The following is a 19,143-nucleotide window of genomic DNA, read 5'->3' on the forward strand; positions in this document are numbered from 1 at the left end:
CGGTCCGGCCGCGCAGTGCGTGCACCCAGGGTGCATGCACCGCGCACCCCACAGGCCACGCCACCCATGGCGCGACCGGATCGATCGGAGCCATGGACACCCACACCACCTCTGCGCCCGCTCCCACCCCGTCGCCCCGCTGCTGCATCGCCGGCGGCGGCCCGGCCGGCATGGTGCTGGGCCTGCTGCTTGCGCGCGCGGGCGTGCCCGTCGTCGTGCTCGAGAAACACCTCGACTTCCTGCGCGACTTCCGGGGCGACACCGTGCACCCCTCGACCCTCGAAGTGCTGCACGAACTCGGCCTGCTCGACGCCTTCCTGCAGCGCCCGCACAACCGCATCGAAGAGCTGCGCGGCACCTACGAGGGCCGCGGCGTGACCATTGCCGACTTCAGGCGGCTGCCCACGCACGCCCGCTTCCTCGTGCTCATGCCGCAGTGGGAGTTCCTGGACTTCATGTGCGACGAGGCGCGGCGCTACCCCGGCTTCGAGCTGTGGACCGACGCCGAGGCCGTCGGCCTGCTGCAGGACAAGGGCCGCGTCAACGGCGTGAAAGTGCGCGTCGGCGCCCGCAGCCCCGACAGCGGCGGCCCGAAGGACATCGAGCTGCACGCCTCCCTCATCGTGGCCGCCGACGGCCGCCACTCCACCTTGCGCGATGCGGCCGCGCTGCCGCACATCAGCTACGGCGCGCCCATCGACGTGCTGTGGATGCGCATTCCCAAGCTCCCCGGCGACCCCGAGGCCACCGGCGGCCACATCGCGGCGGGCCACCTCCTGGTGACGCTCAACCGCGGCGACTACTGGCAATGCGCCTTCGTCATCCGCAAGGGCGGCAGCGCCGAACTGCAGTCGCGCGGCATTGCCGCCTTCCATGCCGAGATCGCGCGCATCGCGCCCTTCTTCGCCACGCGCCTGCCCGAGGCCCTGCCCGACTGGGAGGCCGTGAAGCTGCTCGAAGTGAGCGTCGACCGGCTCGAATCGTGGTCGTGCCCCGGCCTGCTGTGCATCGGCGACGCCGCGCACGCCATGTCGCCCGTGGGCGGCGTCGGCATCAACCTCGCCGTGCAGGACGCCGTGGCCGCCGCCAACCTGCTGGCCGCGTCGCTGGCCGGCAACGCCACCGACAAGGAGATCGACAACCTGCTGCCCCAGCTGCAGCGCCGCCGCGAATGGCCCGTGCGCGTCACCCAGGCCGCGCAGCGCCTCGTGCAGGACCGCGTGCTGATGCCCGTACTCAGCCGCAAGGCGGCTGCATCGACCGCGCCCCGCCCCATGCCCTGGCCCCTGCGCCTGCTGGGGCGCTGGCCGTGGCTGCGCACCCTGCCCGCGCGTGCCGTGGGCATCGGCGTGCGGGCCGAGCACGTGCAATCGCCGCGCGCGTAACGCGCGAGTCGGACTCGTCGGATCAGCCGGGCCGGCGCGCCTGCGTCGGCTGACGCGACCAGTACACGCCGTCGAGCCGGTCGAGCCGCACCTCGCCGCCCGTGGACGGCGCATGCACGAAACGCCCGTCGCCCACATAGATGCCCGCATGCGTGGGCGACGCCGAGCCGAACAACACCAGATCGCCCGAGCGAAGCTCCGACATCGGCACCGGCCGGCCGAAGCCCGCCATGCGCGACACCGTGCGCGGCGGCACCTGACCCACACTGTGGCGGTACACGTAGCCGATGAGCCCGCTGCAATCGAACCCGCCCTCGGGCGAGTTGCCGCCATAGCGGTACGGCGTACCGACCAGCCCCAGCGCATGGATCGTGATGCTGTTCGACTGCTCCGACGTCAGCGGCGGGATGTTGCTGCTGGGCACCGAACCACCGGGCGTGCGCGTCGGCGGCGGGCTCGCGCAACCGATGGCCAGGAGGCAGGCGGTGACAGCGGGGATCAGTCGAAACAGGAGCCGCTGCTGCAGCAGCGACAGCGATGCGGGGGAATGAGGAGGCGTCGGCAATGGTGTGTCGAGCATGGGCGCAGGCCGGTCTTGTGGACGTGGCCCGACTCTAGCGCGAGTGAGCCGGATCGCAATGCAGAGCCCCTTGGCGGGCGACAACGCCCTCGCCCTTCATCGGCATCAACTGAAGCCGAAGACCAGCAGCAGGTTGTTCGCCGGCATCGCGTGCCGCTCGCGCAATGCGAGGCCGACGCGGCGCGCCTCTGCCACGACGTCGTCGAGCCGGCGAATGCCCCAGGCGGGATTGCGCGCGCGCAGGTCTTCGTCGAACGCCAGATTGCTCGGCGCCGTGGGGCCGTGCTGTGCTTCGTCTTCGAAGTAAGGCCCGTAGGTGATCAGCAGGCCGGTGCCGGCACGCAGATGCCGCGCGGCACCGGCCATCAGCGCGGCGCAGGTGGGCCAGGGTGCGATGTGCAGCATGTTGGCGCAGTAGATGGCGTCGAACTTTTCTTCTTCTTTGCCTTCTTGAGCGAACGCGGAGCCTTGCGAGGGCCATTGCGGCGCCATCACGTCGAGCAGCAGCGGCGGGCGCAGATTGGGCAGCGCGGCTTGCTCGACGCGACTGGCGATCGCGGGGAGCGAGCGGGCGTCTGCGTCGGTGGGCTGCCAGGTCCATGAGGGCATGGCGGCGGCGAACCAGGCGGCGTGCTGGCCTGTGCCAGAGGCGATTTCCAAGGCGGTGCCTCGCTCACCGAGGATGCGGGTCAGGGCATCGAGGATGGGTTGTTTGTTGCGGTCGGCGGCTGGGCTGGAAGGAAGATTGAGCATCAAAGAAATCTCGGGTTAATACACCTTGGGTTGCAAGGCAGATGTTGCAGAATGCCTCGAGAAAGGATCCCCCGTGGATGAAGCACTCCATGTTGATATTTCTGGTGAGATAGGCTCGGACTCCTCATATCAATTAGACATTCAGAGGGTCTGATGAAGCACCGGTCAACAACCAAAAAGGGGGATGCGCTAGAGCTCATCATTCGAGATCTACTTCAAACTGAGATCGAGGCAGACCGTTTCTACTTGAAGAAGGAGCAATGCAAGTTCTACTGGAAGAAGGGCTACTTCTCGAAGGATCGCGGCTCAGAGATAATTTTTGACGTGGCGATCGAGGTGTACCTTCCCGGAGCCGAGAAATACTCACACCTCGTTCTCATCGAGTGCAAGAACTACAAAGATCACGTGCCCGTCAGTGATGCAGAGGAGTTCTTCTCGAAAGTCCAGCAGGTCGCCGCCGCGAACTGCAAAATGATCATCGCTTCAACGGCGCCCTTCCAGCACGGAGCAGTCGAATACGCGAGATCCAAAGGCATAGGCCTACTTCGCTACTTCGAACCGGGCAGTCACAAGTGGGAGTTGCACCGTTCATCTTCCGCCACGGCACACAGTTCCGCAGCCGAACAAGCGGAAACGATCGCATCTGCCCTTACGCGAGAGGATTTCGCGAGCCAAGCGTTCGACATGTACATGCAGTCTCCCTCTCGAGCGACAAATTCGCTTTGGGACTTCTTCGAAGACGTGCTTTTCGGTGACACGTTGCCCCCGGCGCTGATACGGCGCATTACAAATCCGCGAAGCAGGCTCAAGAGTCAAGTTCCTTTTCTTACCATGGAGAACCTTGAGAGAACTGCTATGAAAGCTCTCTCAACCATCGGCTATTCGGGGGGCGAGGTGAACCTGGATGTGCTCTGTAGCCACGAGGCGCTGCGCACAGGGTTGGTCGTCGAAACGGGAGTCCTCTCGTCACCCAATGCCATTGCATTTCCGGTTCTTGGTCGAATCCAGTTCGAGCCACCTACCATTCAGGTGTACGCGGTTGAGCCGATGCATCGCGGACGTGATCGCTTCACGCTCGCACATGAACTCGCGCACCATCTCTTGGATCACGGCCGATTTCTGATCCGAGAAAGTTGCGATGACGGTGACTTCGACTTACGGCGCTCGATAGGTTCCACAGGCAACGACGTTGCCCGGTTGGAGCTGCAAGCCAATCTACTCGCAGCTAGTCTTCTGATGCCAAGAGCTTTCGTTACCAGCGATTTCCATCAGATGCTGCGTACATTGGAAATTTCGGACAGAGGCTATGGTCCTTTGTATGTTGATGATCAGCCATGCAATTTGCAGAACTTCGACGCCGTCGTGGGCCATCTGATGCAGCGCTATGGAGTGTCACGTTCCGCAGCGCAGATCAGACTTGAGTCGATGGGCCTGCTTCACGACGCTCGCAGGCGTTCCGGCCCGCAATCCATTCAAAGCATCCTGGCTGCAACGGCTCACTGAGAGCCCTAAAAGAGTATGGATGTCACGCAGACCTTGCGGCTTCTCTTCGATCCGCCGCACACAACTTCTGCTTCGTTCCATAAACAGGCCTCCCGCCACAGGCTGAAGAACGACAGCGCTCAGTTCGAGGCCGACGCCCTAACATCCACGCAGGGGCCCGCCCCTCACCCTCCCCCACTCTCCTGAAACAACGCCGCCGCATCCCGCGCCAAATCCGACGCGATCCAAAGCAGGTTGTCCCGATGCCCTGCCCCCGCATCTTCGAACCATCCATCGCCGGCGCCGTGGCAGCACCACAGCAGTGAGTTCAGTTGTTCCAGCTTGCACTCCAGCAGGTCTGCTGCGCTGGGGGTGGTCGCGCGGGAAGAGGTCGGCTCGGTAGCCCGGGCCATAATTCGTTTAGCCATTTGTTGTGCCCTTCTTCAAGGGATTGCACGTCACTTGGTTAGACGGTCATGGTGTTCGCGCACCGTGGCCGTCGCCTTTTGTGCCTCACGTTCGCATCGATCGATCTGCATCGATGGCCCGCCGTGAGGCGAAGCGGTTCATTCATTCACTCAATCAGTCAGTGGTCCGTGGTGCGGTGTGGTGTGTGTTGCCCTCCTCGCCCACATGGCGGGTCGTTTCATCACAGGGGCATTCACTGTAGAGAAGTCCCGCCCGGCACAGAGAGAAATTTCGCCGAGGAATGCGCGGTTCGCGCAAGTAATCGCGTTGCGGCAGCGGCGATTCACAAAGCCCTGACAGTCAGGCCCTGAAAGCAGGGTCCGAGCCCCGCATCGACCGCAGCGCCTCAGCCCTGCCCGCCGAACTCCCGCGCGTGCTCCACCGCGTACTTGATGAGCTCTGCCTGCCCTTCGATGCCCAGGCGCCGCTTGATGCTCTGGCGGTGCGCCTCCACGGTACGCACGCTCAGGCCGAGGTCGCGTGCGATCTGCTTGCTCGATTCGCCGCGGCCGAGCGCGCTCAAGATCTCGCTCTCGCGCGGCGTGAGCAGCGGGCGCGGCGTCTGGTTGCGAAAGAGTTTCTTCGACACGGCCGGGCTCAGGAAGGTGCCGCCCGCCGACACGGCCTCGATGGCCGCCACGATCTCCGCCGCCGGCGCGTCTTTCAGCACGTAGCCACGCGCGCCGACCTGCAGGGCCTTCTGCACGTACTCGGGGTTGTCGTACATGCTGAGCATCACGATGCGCGGCGCGGGCTTCTGGTGCTGCGGCTGTTGTTGCAGCAGCAGCGCCGCCAGCTCGATGCCGTTCATGTCCTTCATGCCCACGTCCATGAGCACGAGGTGCGGCTGCGCGGGGCCGATGAGTGCCAGCGCCTCGGCCGCGCTGCCGGCCTCGCCCACGATCTCCAGGCCGGGCATGGCGCCCAGGCGCGCACGCAGGCCGTCGCGCACCAGCGGGTGGTCGTCGACCAGGAACAGGCGCACAACCACGGGGACAGCGGCAGCAGCGGCGGGGTCTTCTTTCATGGCCGCTATTCTGGCTTTGCGCGCCGCACGGGCACTTCGGCCACGATGGACGTGTGGCCCCGGCCCGAGCGCATGCGCAGCCGGCCTTCGATGGACTCCATGCGCTCGCGCATGTTGCGCAGGCCGATGCCGCGCTGCGGGTCGAGCTGCATGGCCTCGACGTTGAAGCCGACGCCGTCGTCGCTGATCTCCAGGCGCACGGCCTCTTCGTCGAAGCCCAGTGCGATGTGCACCTGTTGCGCACGCGCGTGTTTGCGCACATTGGTCAACGCTTCCTGCGTGACGCGAAAGAGCGCGGTCTTGGCTTCTTGCGACAGCTCGAAGGGTTCGCCCTCGACCATGATGGATGCGTCGACGCCGCCTTCTTCACCGAACTCGGCGCCCAGGCGCTCGAGCGCGGCGGGCAGGCCCAGGGTGTCGAGCAGCGCGGGGCGCAGCCGGTGCGAGATGCGGCGCACCTCGGTGAGCGAATCGTTCAGCCGCTGCAGCGCCTTGCCGAGCGCGGGCGGCGGCGACTGGTGCGCGCGGTCCAGCTGCTCCACCGCCGATTCGATCAGCAGCTTGGCCGACACCAGCGTCTGGCTGGTGCCGTCGTGCAGCTCGCGCGCGAGGTGGCCGCGCTCTTCTTCCTGCGACTGCACCACGCGGCGCGCAAGCAGGCGCAGCTTGGCTTCGGCCGTGCGGTGCTCGCTGAGGTTGAGCAATAACCCGGCCGCGCTGACCACGCCCAGGCACAGCGCGGCGATGCCGGCAATCCACAGCAACGTGGCGGTGACGTTGGCGTTCATCTGCCGGTCGAGCGTGTCCATGGTCGACTGGATGTCGTCCAGGTACAGGCCGGTGCCGACCATCCAGTTCCAGCGCGGCAGCGCGGTGACGTAGCCGAGCTTGGGCGCCATCTGCGCGCTGGAGGGCTTGCGCCATTCGTACTCGACGTAGGCGCCGCCCTTGTCGCGCGCGCCCTTGATCAGCTCCTGGATGGTGAAGCGGCCATGCGAATCGCGCAGGTTCCACAGGTTCTGGCCGACCAGCTCGGGCTGGCGCGAGTGCATGAGCGAGTTGCCGTCCATGTCGTAGACGAAGAAGTAGCCGTCGTCGCCGTAGTTGAGCGTGGCCAGCCGGCGCAGCGCCTCGGTGCGCGTGGCCTCGTCGTCCAGGCCCGACTCGTACAGCGGCAGCAGGTTGCTCACGGCCAGGTCGACGTAGCTGCGCAGCTCGCTGCGGCGCTGGGCCATGTAGCTGCGCTCGATGAGCGCCCGCTCGCGCTGGGCCAGGTCGTGCTCCTGGTGGCGCACGGCCAGGGCCACGAGCACCAGCGCAACCAGCAGGGGCGCAACGGCCAGCGCGACGATCTTGGTGCGGAGGTTCATCGGGGAGGGAGACTACCACTGGGGGTGGGCAGGGAGCTGGCCTCGCGGCTTCGCGGAGAAATTCCGGGGAAGAAGGACCGGGTGACGTTGGGTGACAGTGTGCAGCGCCGAACCGGCCTACAACACGGGGACATCAACAAACGGAAGAGGGAGCACGTATGCGCAAGACGCAAAAGACGACGGCAGCCGAGACAGAGAATGAAGGCTGGAAGCGCGGCATCGACAACGCCGACGACAAGTGGAACAGCCACGACTGCGAGATCCGCTCGGCCGTCCATGAATACGACATGCACCTCTCTCGAACCAAGGGCTACGTCCCGTTGGACTGGCGCCTGGTGAAGGCCATGCTGTGGGTCGAAACCGGGGCCAAACGGCCGCAGTGGAAGACCCGCCCGATGCAGATCGGCAATACAGGAGATCTGGGCCTCCAGGCGCTGCTGGGTGGCAAGGACGGCGGTGACCTGATCCTCCCGCCCTCTTACCGCAGAAGCCTCTCCGTCGACGGCGTGCGCCGCGCGCCTGCCGACAACATCCGGGCGGGCATCGGCTATCTGCTGCTGCGCATGGCCAATTTCTCTTTTCAGAGCGTGCCCGATGCAGACACCCGCACCCATCAGGTCGTCGTGAAAGCTGGCGATACCCTGAACAGCATCGCCAGAGCGAAAGGCAGCACGCCAGAGGTGATGAAGCGGCTCAATCCGTCCGCACACATGCTTCGGCCCGGCGAGGTGCTGCACTACCAGAGGGCCTCGGTTCAGAGGGTCATCACAGGCTGGAAGCCCATCACGGTATCGGGAGCGGCAACTTACTACAACGTGGATGGTGATGCGACGTATGCAGACAAGCTCGGCTATGCCTTGGCGGCCGTTCGCAGAGGCTCCGAGGCAACCGCATGCAAGTAGGCCGAAACATCGGGCGGCGCCTCCTGGCACTCGCCTGCTCAGTAGTTGTGGCTGGTCCCGCGCACGCCCACGCATTCACCGGTAAGTTCACCGGCACGGGCCGGGCATGCAACGGTGTGCTCCACGTGCGCAGCCAGACCATCGAATGGCGATCGAGTTTCAGCCGCTGCGCACGCAGCAGCTATGAGGTGCTGGACATGAGCCGCCCCGGCGAACCCGGGCGGATGGCCTTTCGCTTCGAGGCACGCAACGCCAAGTGCTTGTATGAAGTCGTCGCGCTCGAACAGGTGGACGGCACCGACTGGACGGCCGATGGCTATCCGTCGCTCGAGGCCTACCGAAAGAAAGACGCGCCCGGCTGGCGAGACTCGCCCTTGCCCACCCGGCTTGTTCTGGAATGCCCGATGACGCAGCTGCGATGAGCAGCTGCGAAGCAGGTCAGTGCAGGCTCGTAGGCCGCCCCGCAGCCACCCACGCATCCAGCCCCCCCGTCAGCGGCAGCGCCCGCCGCGCCCCGCGCGCCAGCAGCACGCGCGCGGCCTGCGCGGCCGAGACTTCGTTGGGGCAGTTGCAGTACAGCACCACGTCGCGGTCGGGGTCGATGGTGAGGTCCAGGTTGCGCTGCTGCAGCGCCTTGAGGGTGTACGACAGCGCGCCCGGAATGCGGCGCGGGTCGACCTGCACGCCGGCTTCGCCGCGCACGTCGATCACCAGCGGCGGCACGTCGCCGCTCATGAGGTCGAACAGCTCGTCGACGCTGATGCGCGGCATGCCGGTGAGGCGCGCGAAGGCGCGGCGGCGCCAGTAGCGCACGGCGAGCATCACGAGCAGCACCACGCCCAGCGCGGCGGTGGCGATGCCGCCGGCCTGCGCCAGCACGGCGAGCACCTGCTGGATCTGGTCGCGAAAGAGCCAGCCCAGGCCGAGGAACAGGCCCGTCCAGACCAGCGCGGCGACGATGTCGAAGCCGACAAAGCGCCGCACCGACATGCCCAGCGCGCCGGCCATGGGCGGCGCCACCACGGAGACGCCGGGCACGAACTTGGCGGCCACCAGCGACATGCCGCCCCAGTCCGAAATGAGCGACTCGCCCCGCCGCACGCACGAGTCCTGCGACAGCGAGATGCGGCACAGCAGCCGCATGAAGCGGTAGCCGAAGCGGCGCCCGGCATAAAACCACGCGCCGTCGCCCAGCAGGTTGGCGACCACGGCGGCCAGCACCACGCCGACCACCGACACGTCGCCTGCCGCCAGCAGCGCGCCGGTGACGACCAGCACGGCCGCGGCCGGCACGGGCAGGCCCAGGCGCGCGGCAAAGCTGGCGGCAAACACCACCAGGATCGCGTTCTGCACCAGCAGCGACATCAGCTGCGCCATGCTGCGGGCCGCCGTTCGTTCGTTGCCGGGGGCCGCAGGGCGGCGCGCCGGGAGGGGGTGTGGGATGTGCTCATGCCGGGCGCGATTCTCCCGCATGGCCCAAGCACGTACTGCGGGCAGGCCATCCGGGGCGCCCGCACGCCCGTTCGCTCAGCGGGGCGCGTCGCCCTTGCGGTACTCGGCGGTGAGCGCGTCGAGCTTCTGCTTGAGCGCCGGGTCGAGCGTGTAACTGGCGGCAGCCACGGTGGCGTCGAGCTGCTCGGGGCGGCTGGCGCCCAGCAGCGGCGCGGTGATCAGCGGGTTGGCCATGACCCACGCCACGGCCAGCGTGGCCAGCGGCACGCCGGCTTCGTCGGCCAGCGCGTGCAGCTGGGTCACGGTGTCGAAGCTGCGGTCGTTCCAGTAGCGGTCCTGGTACATGCCGCCGGCGGTGCCGAGGGTGAAGCGGGTGTTCTCCTCGGGCTTGGCGCCGGGCTTGTACTTGCCGGTGAGCAGGCCGCCGGCCAGCGGGTTGTAGGGAATCACGCCCAGGCCCTCTTCGGCCGCGAGCGGCAGCAGCTCGCGCTCGATCTCGCGGAACAGCAGGCTGTAGCGCGGCTGCACCGACACGAAGCGCGTGAAGCGGTGCAGCTCGGCCTTGCCCAGCGCGCGGGCCAAGCGGTAGGCCAGGAAGTTCGACACGCCGATGTAGCGCGCGCGGCCCGACTTCACGATGACGTCGAGCGCCTCGAGGCTTTCTTCGAGCGGCGTCTCGCGGTCGTCCATGTGCAGCTGGTACAGGTCGACGTGGTCGGTCTTCAGGCGCTTGAGCGACAGGTCGATGGCGTCGAGCAGGTGCTTGCGCGAAGCGCCCTGGTCCCACGGGTTGGGGCCGACCTTGTTGACGGCCTTGGTGGCGACCACGAAGCGGCGGCGGCCGGCGGGGCCCTGCTTGTCGAGCCAGTTGCCGATGATCTCTTCGGTGCGGCCGGTGGTCTCGATGGTGCCGCCCAGCGGGTACACGTCGGCGGTGTCGAGGAAGTTGATGCCGGCGTCGGCGGCCTTGTCCAGGATCTGGTGCGACACGGCCTCGTCGGTCTGCAGGCCGAAGGTCATGGTGCCCAGGGCCAGTCGGGACACGGTGAGGCCGGTACGGCCCAGGCGGATGGTGGGGATGCTCATGCAGGCTCGCTCCGAGAAGGTGAGAGAGGGAGGGAAAGAGGCGGCGGCCATCATAGGCACGGCCGCGCATTCCTGCAGGCGCTGGAGATTCAGGTGGATTCGAGGTGCACGCCGGGCGCGCCGCGTTCGACCGAGAAGCGGGCCATGGCCGCGACGGCGGAGTCGGCGTTCTTCTCGTCGTCCACCGCGCGGAACTCGACGGCGCAGCCGCGCGCGTCGAGCGTCATGAGGCCGTAGCCGCGCTTGTCGGCGCGGCCGTAGCGCAGGTGTTCGTTCTTCGCGCGCATGTGGGCCACGCTGGCGGCGCTGGGTCCTTCGGAGGTGATGGCGCCGCCGACGAACTCGGTCGCGACGACGGGACCCTGCGGCTCGCGGCGCAGGTCGGCGGCCCAGAAGGCGTGCACGTCGCCGCCGAGCACCAGCGCATCGCCACCGCGCGACGGGTTGGCGGTCAGCGCGTCGAGCAGGCGCGTGCGCGCGGCGGCGTAGCCGTCCCAGCCGTCCATCCAGTAGCCGTGCCCGGGGCCGCGCTGGCGGTCGGCCTCGGCGAGCAACGTGGGTTGGGCGATGACGGTCCAGCGCGCCGGCGGCGTGGCGAGTTCGTTCGCGAGCCAGGCTTCCTGCTGCATGCCGAGCAGGCTGCGCTCCGGGGTCAGCCGGTCGGCGCAGTCGACCAGCGGCTTGGTGCTGCGGCTCGGGAGGCAGGCGTGGTGCGAGCGGTACTGGCGGCCGTCGAGCAGCATCACGCCGAGCATGCGGCCGAAGCGATGGCGCCCGTAGATGGTCGCGCTGGCGCCGCGCGGGCGCATGGAGGCGGGCACGGGCATGTGCTCGTACCAGGCTTGGTAGGCGGCGGCGCGGATCGCGAGGAACTGCGCCGGGTCGGGCGTGCGCGGCGAGACGTCGTCGGTGTAGTCGTTGGCAACCTCGTGGTCGTCCCAGGTCACGAGCCACGGGAAGGCCGCGTGCGCGGCCTGCAGGTGCGGGTCGGTCTTGTAGAGCGCGTAACGGTTGCGAAAGCCGGCCAGGTCGGTGGGAATGCCGCCCTCGTGGCGGCGCACGTTGTGCGAGCCGCGCGTGCTTTCGTAGATGTAGTCGCCCAGGTGCACCACGAAGTCGAGCGGCTGCGCAGCCATGTCGCGGTAGGCGGCGTAGTAGCCCTCCTCGTACTGCTGGCACGAAGCGAAGGCGAAGCGCAGCGGCTGCACGGTGGCGTCATCCTCGGCCGGCGTGGTCCGCGTGCGGCCGACGGGGCTGCGCACGCCGGCGGCTGTGAAGCGGTACCAGTAGGGGCGGCCCGGGCGCAGGCCCTGCACTTCGACGTGCACCGAGTGCGCGAGGTCGGCCTCGGCGCTGGCGATGCCCTTGGTCACGATGCGGCGAAAGCGCTCGTCCTCGGCGACCTCCCACTGCACCGCCACGGACGCCTCGCCCATGCCGCCGCCCTGCACCGGGTCGGGCGCGAGCCGCGTCCACAGCACCATGCCGTCAGGCCGTGGCGCGCCCGAGGCGACGCCGAGCGTGAACGGGTCGCGCGAAGCCGAGGGCTGGGCGCGCAGGTGCAGGAAGGGATGGCCGAGCGCGGCGGCGGCGAGGACGGTGTGCAGCAGGCGTCGGCGGGTGAAGGATGGGGGTGTCATCGGCATGCAGCGCGATGATGCCCCGTTCGGCGAGCCTCAGCCCGCCGACCCTTCGCAAACCACCGCCACCGGCCGCCGCGCATCCGCACGCGCGCTGGCGACCGCCCAGGCAAAGATGCCCACGCCCGCCAGCGCCAGCAGCGCGCCGACCCAGCCGGTCGAGGTCCAGCCCAGGCCGGCCGCAATGGCGACGCCGCCGAGCCAGGCGCCGAGGGCGTTGGCCATGTTGAAGGCCGAGTGGTTGAGCGCGGCGGCGAGCGTTTGCGCGTCGCCGGCCACGTCCATCAGGCGGATCTGCAGGGCCGGGCCGATGGCGACGGTGGTGCCGATGAGGAACACGGTGAAGGCCGCCGTCACGACGTGGTGCGCCGCGAAGGTGAAGGTGGCGAGCACCAGCGCCGCGTAGACGAGCACGCCGCCGATGGTGCGCATGAGCGACTTGTCGGCCAGCCGCGAGCCCACGAGGTTGCCGGTGACCATGCCCAGGCCGAACAGCGCGAGCACGAAGGGCACGCCGCCCAGCGGCAGGCCGGCCACTTCGATCAGCGTGGGCTTGATGTAGCTGAACACGGCGAACATGCCGCCGAAGCCGATGGCGCCGATGCCCAGCGTGAACCACACCTGCTTGCGTTTGAGCGCGCCGAGTTCGCGCCAGGGGCTGGCGCCGGCGGCGGGTGCGATGTCGGGCACGTCGCGGCGCAACAGCACCACGGCAACCAGCGCGATGACGCCCACGAACACGAAGGCCGCGCGCCAGCCGAACAACTGGCCCAGCCACGCCGCGATGGGCACGCCGACCAGCGTGGCGCCGGTGAGCCCCAGCATCACGAGGCCGACGGCGCGCGCGCGGCGCCCCGGGGGCGCGAGCGTGGCGGCCACGAGCGCGGCCACGCCGAAGTAGGTGCCGTGCGGCAGGCCGGTGGCAAAGCGCAGCAGGTTGAGCGACAGGTAGCCGGGCGCCATCGCGCTGGCGAAGTTGCCGGCTGCGAACACGGCCATCAACGCGATCAGCAGCGTGCGGCGGCCCCAGCCGGCGGCCAGCACCGCGAGCACGGGCGCGCCGATGACCACGCCCAGCGCATAGGCGCTGATGACGTGGCCGGCCTGCGGGATGGTGACGGCGATGTCCTTCGCGACCTCGGGCAGCAGGCCCATGATGACGAACTCGCCGGTGCCGATGGCAAAGCCGCCAACGCCGAGCGCGAGCACCGCGCGCAGGAACTGGGCGGACGAGACGGACGGTGCAAGGGCAGTGGTTTCCGCGCCTTCGCGGGCGGACGGTGAGGCGTTCAAGGCCGGGCTCCTGGGGGGTGCCCGGCGGACGCGGGCAAGGCCCGATTCTAGGGTAAACCCTTAAATTGTGAAGATGCTCTCGTGCGGCGCGTCGGTACCGTCTTGCGGCCGAAAGCCTCAGCGCCGCTGAAACTGCGGCGCCCGGCGCTCGGCCATGGCACGCACGCCTTCCTTGAAGTCGTCGGTCGCGAACTGCACGCACTGCACCTCGCGCTCGTGGCGATTGGCCTCGGCCACGGCGTCGGCCAGGCCGCGCCGCAGGGTGGCGCGCGTGGCTTCGACGGCGAGCGGGGCCGACAGCGCGATCTCGCCCGCCAGCGTCAGCGCGCTCGCACGCACCTCGTCGGCCGGCACCAGTTGGTCGACGAGGCCGATGCGCAGCGCTTCCTCGCCGCCGATGCGCCGCCCCGTGAAGAACAGCAACCCGGCCTGCTGCGCCCCGACGAGGCGCGGCAGCGTGGCGCTCAGGCCGAAGCCCGGATGAAAGCCCAGGCGGTTGAAGTTGGCGCTGAAGCGCGCCTCGGCGCAGCTCACGCGGAAGTCGGCCGCCACCGCGAGGCCGAGGCCCGCGCCCACCGCCGCGCCGTGCACCGCTGCGACGAGGGGCTTGGCGCTGCGAAAGAGCCGCATCGCCTGCGCGTACAGCGGGCCGGGGTCGCGCGAGGTGCCGTCGTCGTCCCCGCTGTTGAAGTCGGCGCCGGCGCTGAAGGCGCGGCCCTCGGCGGCCAGCACGACGGCGCGGCAGCCGGGCTCGGCGTCGAGCCGGTCGAGGTGGTCGGCCAGTTCGCGCAGCAGCGCCTCGTTGACGTAGTTGAAAGGACCGCGGCGGATTTCGAGCAGCGCAACGTGCGCGTGGCCCGACTCGAGGGATGCGATGTGGCTCATTGGACCTCCAGCTTGGCGATGTCGACGTAGCCCTTCCACTTCTCGCGCTCCTGGCGCTCGAAGGTGGCAAGGTCGGCGAGGCTGACCTTGGCCGGCGCGAAGGCAAAGCCCTCGAGCCGCGAGCGGATGGGGTCGGTGGTCACGGCCTCGTTGATCCAGGTGTTGAGTTTCTGCTGGATCTCCACCGGCGTCGCGGCCGGCACGGCAATGCCGAGGAAGCCGCCGCGGATGGTGAACTTCGGGTACGTCTCCGCGATCAGCGGCAGCGCCGGGTAGCGCTTGAGCCGCGCGTCGCTGTGCACCGCCAGTGCGCGCAGCTGGCCCGAGGCCACGAAGGCGTCGCCGGCCACGGTGTCGGTGAACACCACCTGGATCTGCCCGGCGATGAGCTCCGACATCGCCTGGCTCACCTGCTTGTACGGAATGGGCGCGAGCTCGATGCCGGCCTCGTGCGCGAACAGCGCGCCCGTGACTTTCGAGGTCGCGTTGAAGTGGCCGTAGTTGATGCTGCCCGGCGCCTTCTTCGCGGCGGCCACGAACTCCTGCAGCGTCTTGTAGGGCGCGTCGGGCCGCACCAGCATGTAGGTGGAGCCGGGGCCGAAGGAGCCGACCAGCCGGAAGTCCTTGCCCGGGTCGTAGGGCAGCTTGCGGAACAGGCTGGGGTTGGCCAGGTGCGTGGACGTGGTGGCCAGCAGCAGCACCGAGCCGTCGGCCGGCGCGTTGCGCACCGCCTCCACGCCGATGATGCCGTTGCCGCCGGGGCGGTTGTCGACCACCACCGCGCGGCCGGTCTTGCGCGTGAGGAACTCGGCCAGCATGCGCGCCGAGATGTCGCCCGAGCCGCCGGGGCCGAAGGGCACGATGATCTGGATCGGCTTGTCCTTGTCCTGAGCAAGCGCGGTGCCGGCGGTGGCCGCGAACGGCAGGCCCGCCAGCCAGGCGAGGCAGTGTCTTCTGTGCATGGGATGTGTCTCCTGTCTGTTTTTGAATGTCGTGGCCGGTGGGTGCTCAGCCGAGCGCGCCGGCGCCCAGCGCCTCGTTGTGCTCGCCCACACTGGGCGCGCGGGCCCGCACCTGCGGCCGGTCGCCGTCGAAGGACAGCGGCAGCCCGACGATGCGCAGTTCTTCGTCGGGCACGGTCTGGAAGATGCCGATGGCCTCGGTCTGCGGCTGCGCCAGCACCTGCGCGAAGTCCTGGATCGGCGCGCACGGAATGCCCAGCGGCTCCAGTGCGTCGAGCCACTGCCGCGTCGAGCGCGTGCGGAACACGGCCTCCAGCGCGGGGATGAGCAGCGCCTTGTGCTGCACGCGCAATGCGTTGCTCGCAAAGCGTTCGTCGCGCGTCCACTCGTCGTGGCCCGTGGCGCGCGCGAGCTTGGCGAACAGCCGGTCGTTGGCGGCGGCGACGACGATTTCGCCGTCTTCGGTGGGCAGCGCCTGGAACACCACCACGTTGGGGTTGCCGCTGCGGTGGCGCTCGGGCTGGCGGCCCGTGGCGTGGAAGCCGGCCATCATCACCTGCAGCCAGCCCAGCGCGGTCTCGAACAGCGAGGTGTCGACCACGCAGCCCTGCCCCGTCGTCGCACGCCGCAGCAGCGCGGCGATGCAGCCCAGCGCGGCCCAGATGCCGGTGCCCAGGTCGAGCACCTGCATGCCGACGCGCGCCGACGGGCCGCTCTCGGCGCCGTTGATGCTGAAGATGCCCGCGAAGGCCTGCACCATCGGCTCGTAGCCGGGCGCCAGGCGCATCGGGCCCTTGTGCCCGAAGGCCCACAGCGAGCAGTACACCAGCCGGGGGTTGAGCGCGCGCAGCACGTCGGGGCCGAGTTCCAGTTCTTCGAGCGAGCCGGGGCGCATGTTCTGGATGAACACGTCGGCCTCGGTGGCGTGTTCGCGCAGCCACTGCACGTGCGCCGGGTTCTTCAGGTCGAGCGCGATGCTCTTCTTGCCGTGGTTCATGGCCTGGAAGGTGGTCGCGGTGCCGCGCCAGAACGGCGGGCCCCAGCCGCGCGCGTCGTCGCCCGCGCCGGGCCGCTCGATCTTCACCACCTCGGCGCCGAGCGAGGACAGGATCTCTCCCGCGTAGGGCCCGGCGATGTTCTGCCCGACCTCGATGACCTTGATGCCGGCCAGGGGCTGCGCGGCGGCGATGTTGTTGTGCAGAGGGGGCGTCATGTTCAATGTCCTGTGAATCGGGGGGCGCGTTTGTCGAGGAAGTGCTGCACGCCCTCGCGGAAGTCGTCGGTGTCGCGGCAGGCAGCAATCTCACGGTCGGCCTCGCGGGTGGCCTGGCCCAGCGTCTGGTAGCGGGCGGCGCGCAGCTGCTGCTTGATGACACGGGTGGCGCGCGGCGAGGCGGTGTTCGCGATCTCGCCGGCGCGCGCGAGCACCGCGTCGAGAAAGCCCTCGGCCGGCAGCAGGCAGGCCAGCCCCATGCGGTCGGCCTCCTCAGCCATCACCGTGCGGCCGGTCAGCAGCAGGTCGGCCGCATGCATCGGGCCGATGAGGCGCGGCAGCAGCCAGGCCGTGCCGTGCTCGGCCACAAGGCCGCGGCGCGCATAGGGAAAGCTGAGCTTGGCGCCGGCCGCCACGTAGCGCAGGTCGGCGTGCAACGCGAGGCACAGCCCGACGCCGGCCGCCGCGCCGTTGATCGCGGCGATCAGCGGCTTGTCGAAACCGCCGAGGTAGCCGTAGCGCTGCGCAAGGTCGTCGTCTGAGGGCGCCTGCGGCACGGGCGGCCGGGCGGCTGCGCCCAGCACCGCCATGTCCATGCCGGCGCAGAAGCCGCGACCGGCGCCGGTCAGCACGGCGCAGCGCACCTCGTCGTCGGCCTGCGCCAGGTGGATGGCTTCGCGCAGCTCGGCCTCCAGCGTGGGCGTCCAGGCGTTGAGCCGGTCGGGGCGGTCGAAGGTGATCGAGGCGACGCGGTCGGTCACCGCGTACCTGAGTTCCGTGAATTCCAAGCGTGTCTCCGGTTCGTTGCTCGCCCTGTGTCGGGCATGGGCTCAGTATTCCGGCGCGCCCTGGCGGTGACAATGCTGCAATTTCGCTCACCGAAATCATGGCCACGCCCCGCTCCACCTCTACCCGGGCCGAAACGCAGTCGACCGGCACCTTCGTGCGCAGCACGCCGGGCAGCCATTCGCTCGAGCGCGGGCTGGCGTTGCTGCGCGCCTTCCGGCATGGGGTGGACGTGCTGACCAACGCCGAGCTGGCCGACCGCACGCAGCTGCCGCGGCCCACGGTGAGCCGGCTGACGCGCTCGCTGGTGGATGCGGGCTTTCTTGCCTACGACCTGGAGCAGCGCGGCTACCGGCTGACGGCCGCGTGCCTGAGTCTGGCCCTGTCGTTTCGCACCTCGGAGCAGACGCTGGCGCAGGCCCTGCCGCTGATGCGTGCGCTGGCCGAGGGCCGGCGCGTGAACGTGGGCCTGGCGGTGGCCGACCAGCTGGAGATGGTGTACCTGGACTCGGTGCGCTTCAGCCGGCTGGGCATCTTCCGGCGCATCCTGCCGGGCTCGCGCCTGCCGATCGCGAGCACGTCGCTGGGCTGCGCTTTCCTGGCGGGCATGCAGGCGACGGAACGCAAGGCCTTGCTGGGCCAGCTGCGCAAGGCGCATGGCAGCGACTGGCCCGCGCTGCAGCGGCAGGTGGATGCGGCCCTGCGTGCGGTGGACGCGCAAGGCTATTGCCACGCGAACTGGGCGCCGGGCATGACGGCGGTGGCGCTGCCGCTGCGTGCGCCGTCAGGCAGCCTCTATGCGATGAACGTGAGTTTTCCGACGACGGGCGAGGTGTCGGCGGACGCGCTACAGGCGCACGCTGATCTGCTGCTGCGCCTCGCGGCAGACCTGCGCAAGACGTGGGCGCGGTAGCGCGTCAGATCGCGACGAGCTGCCGCACGCCCTGCGCTTCCATGTCCTTGCCCAGGCCGCGCGCAATGACTTCGCCGCGCTCCATCACGAGGTAGTCGTCGGCCAGCTCCTGCGCGAAGTCGTAGTACTGCTCGCACAGCACGATGGCCATGTCGCCGCGGTCGGCCAGCATGCGGATGACGCGGCCGATGTCCTTGATGATGCTGGGCTGGATGCCCTCGGTGGGCTCGTCGAGGATCAGCAGCCTGGGCTTGGGCGCGAGGGCGCGGGCGATCGCCAGTTGCTGCTGCTGCCCGCCGGAGAGGTCGCCGCCTCTTCGGTTGATCATCTGCTTGAGCACGGGGAACAGCTCGAACAGCTCCGCAGGAATGGGCGTGCCGCCGCTCTTGTAGGCCAGGCCCATGCGCAGGTTCTCTTCCACCGTGAGCCGCGCGAAGATTTCGCGGCCCTGCGGGACGAAGCCGATGCCTGCCCTGGCCCTGTCGTAGGGCGTGGCCTTGTGGATCGGCTTGCCTTCGAGTTCGATGCTGCCGCTCTTGATGGGCACGAGGCCCATGAGCGACTTCAGCAGCGTGGTTTTGCCTACGCCGTTGCGGCCGAGCAATACCGTGACCTTGCCGAGCGTGGCCTGGAAGCTCACGTCTCTGAGGATGTGGGAGCCGCCGTAGTACTGGTGGATGTTCTTGACTGTCAGCATGGTGGGACGCCTTCCTTGGTCTTTATCAGGGGGCACCCGGTGGGCGGCACGGCGCGGTCGGCCCCACTGTGCCGGCCCTTCGGGCTGCCCTGCGGTGCTCGCGTTTCGCGGGGTCTCGCAGAACTCGCTGCGCTCAGACAGCTGCGAGCCCTGATCCGCGAAACGCTGCGCTCCTCGGCGGCACAGAGGGGCCGCCCACGCCGCACCGCACACCGGGCGCTGGTCGTGGCGTTGATGCCGACGGCTCCG

At 68.9% G+C, this 19,143-nt stretch carries 19 protein-coding genes; 5 read left to right on the plus strand and 14 right to left on the minus strand.

Annotated features, from left to right (window positions below; translation table 11 throughout):
- The first annotated feature begins 92 nt into the window (after window positions 1-92).
- Window positions 93-1,385, plus strand: a complete 1,293-nt coding sequence (locus FFI97_RS14950; protein ID WP_139702763.1) for an FAD-dependent oxidoreductase — start codon at window positions 93-95, stop codon at window positions 1,383-1,385.
- Window positions 1,386-1,407: 22 nt separating this feature from the next.
- On the opposite strand, the gene FFI97_RS14955 is transcribed toward FFI97_RS14950, so the two are convergent.
- Complete coding sequence (locus tag FFI97_RS14955; RefSeq protein WP_062472146.1) at window positions 1,408-1,965, minus strand: C40 family peptidase; 558 nt, start codon at window positions 1,963-1,965, stop codon at window positions 1,408-1,410.
- A gap of 105 nt (window positions 1,966-2,070) precedes the next feature.
- The gene (locus FFI97_RS14960) at window positions 2,071-2,718 is read right to left on the minus strand and encodes a DUF938 domain-containing protein (protein ID WP_139702764.1); all 648 of its coding nucleotides are present in this window, start codon (window positions 2,716-2,718) and stop codon (window positions 2,071-2,073) included.
- Between the two features lie 153 nt (window positions 2,719-2,871).
- On the opposite strand from FFI97_RS14960, the gene FFI97_RS14965 reads away from it, so the two are divergent.
- On the plus strand, window positions 2,872-4,221 hold the full coding sequence (locus tag FFI97_RS14965) for an ImmA/IrrE family metallo-endopeptidase (protein WP_139702765.1): 1,350 nt from the start codon (window positions 2,872-2,874) through the stop codon (window positions 4,219-4,221).
- Window positions 4,222-4,385: 164 nt separating this feature from the next.
- On the opposite strand, the gene FFI97_RS14970 is transcribed toward FFI97_RS14965, so the two are convergent.
- The 3 genes from FFI97_RS14970 to FFI97_RS14980 all read right to left on the minus strand — a co-directional run bounded on the left by FFI97_RS14970 (window position 4,386) and on the right by FFI97_RS14980 (window position 7,065).
- Window positions 4,386-4,628, minus strand: a complete 243-nt coding sequence (locus FFI97_RS14970) for a hypothetical protein (protein WP_260685003.1) — start codon at window positions 4,626-4,628, stop codon at window positions 4,386-4,388.
- 386 nt (window positions 4,629-5,014) lie between these two features.
- Complete coding sequence (locus FFI97_RS14975) at window positions 5,015-5,695, minus strand: response regulator (RefSeq protein WP_144004455.1); 681 nt, start codon at window positions 5,693-5,695, stop codon at window positions 5,015-5,017.
- A gap of 5 nt (window positions 5,696-5,700) precedes the next feature.
- Window positions 5,701-7,065 (minus strand): cache domain-containing protein, encoded by a 1,365-nt coding sequence (locus tag FFI97_RS14980; protein ID WP_095744124.1) that lies wholly within the window; start codon window positions 7,063-7,065, stop codon window positions 5,701-5,703.
- A gap of 158 nt (window positions 7,066-7,223) precedes the next feature.
- Between FFI97_RS14980 and FFI97_RS14985 the strand changes: the two genes are divergently transcribed.
- Entirely contained in the window at window positions 7,224-7,967 is a 744-nt protein-coding gene (locus tag FFI97_RS14985; protein WP_139702767.1) for a LysM peptidoglycan-binding domain-containing protein, read from the plus strand.
- Between the two features lie 125 nt (window positions 7,968-8,092).
- A complete protein-coding gene (locus tag FFI97_RS14990; RefSeq protein WP_260685004.1) occupies window positions 8,093-8,389 on the plus strand; it encodes a hypothetical protein in 297 nt (98 codons plus the stop codon).
- Between the two features lie 16 nt (window positions 8,390-8,405).
- On the opposite strand, the gene FFI97_RS14995 is transcribed toward FFI97_RS14990, so the two are convergent.
- From FFI97_RS14995 to FFI97_RS15030, 8 genes are all read right to left on the minus strand, one after another.
- A complete protein-coding gene (locus tag FFI97_RS14995) occupies window positions 8,406-9,344 on the minus strand; it encodes a VTT domain-containing protein (RefSeq protein WP_139702769.1) in 939 nt (312 codons plus the stop codon).
- Between the two features lie 150 nt (window positions 9,345-9,494).
- The gene (locus tag FFI97_RS15000) at window positions 9,495-10,505 is read right to left on the minus strand and encodes an aldo/keto reductase (RefSeq protein WP_139702770.1); all 1,011 of its coding nucleotides are present in this window, start codon (window positions 10,503-10,505) and stop codon (window positions 9,495-9,497) included.
- A gap of 89 nt (window positions 10,506-10,594) precedes the next feature.
- Entirely contained in the window at window positions 10,595-12,145 is a 1,551-nt protein-coding gene (locus tag FFI97_RS15005) for an alkaline phosphatase D family protein (RefSeq protein ID WP_139702771.1), read from the minus strand.
- Window positions 12,146-12,181: 36 nt separating this feature from the next.
- Window positions 12,182-13,438: an MFS transporter gene (locus FFI97_RS15010; protein WP_139702772.1), complete on the minus strand. Its 1,257-nt coding sequence runs from the start codon at window positions 13,436-13,438 to the stop codon at window positions 12,182-12,184.
- A gap of 117 nt (window positions 13,439-13,555) precedes the next feature.
- Complete coding sequence (locus FFI97_RS15015; protein ID WP_139702773.1) at window positions 13,556-14,323, minus strand: enoyl-CoA hydratase/isomerase family protein; 768 nt, start codon at window positions 14,321-14,323, stop codon at window positions 13,556-13,558.
- On the minus strand, window positions 14,320-15,285 hold the full coding sequence (locus FFI97_RS15020; protein ID WP_139702774.1) for a Bug family tripartite tricarboxylate transporter substrate binding protein: 966 nt from the start codon (window positions 15,283-15,285) through the stop codon (window positions 14,320-14,322). The genes FFI97_RS15015 and FFI97_RS15020 overlap by 4 nt, the downstream gene beginning before the upstream one ends.
- Window positions 15,286-15,331: 46 nt before the next feature.
- Entirely contained in the window at window positions 15,332-16,498 is a 1,167-nt protein-coding gene (locus FFI97_RS15025) for a CaiB/BaiF CoA transferase family protein (RefSeq protein WP_139702775.1), read from the minus strand.
- A gap of 2 nt (window positions 16,499-16,500) precedes the next feature.
- Complete coding sequence (locus tag FFI97_RS15030; RefSeq protein ID WP_139702776.1) at window positions 16,501-17,286, minus strand: enoyl-CoA hydratase-related protein; 786 nt, start codon at window positions 17,284-17,286, stop codon at window positions 16,501-16,503.
- Between the two features lie 98 nt (window positions 17,287-17,384).
- Here FFI97_RS15030 and FFI97_RS15035 point away from each other — a divergent pair, with 98 nt between their 5' ends.
- Window positions 17,385-18,197, plus strand: a complete 813-nt coding sequence (locus tag FFI97_RS15035; RefSeq protein ID WP_139702777.1) for an IclR family transcriptional regulator — start codon at window positions 17,385-17,387, stop codon at window positions 18,195-18,197.
- Window positions 18,198-18,201: 4 nt separating this feature from the next.
- Here FFI97_RS15035 and urtE read toward each other — a convergent pair whose 3' ends face one another.
- Window positions 18,202-18,894: an urea ABC transporter ATP-binding subunit UrtE gene (gene urtE, locus FFI97_RS15040; RefSeq protein WP_139702778.1), complete on the minus strand. Its 693-nt coding sequence runs from the start codon at window positions 18,892-18,894 to the stop codon at window positions 18,202-18,204.
- Window positions 18,895-19,143: the final 249 nt, after the last annotated feature.

It is taken from the genome of Variovorax sp. KBS0712 (assembly GCF_006323185.2).
In the GTDB taxonomy this organism is placed as follows: domain Bacteria; phylum Pseudomonadota; class Gammaproteobacteria; order Burkholderiales; family Burkholderiaceae_C; genus Variovorax; species Variovorax boronicumulans.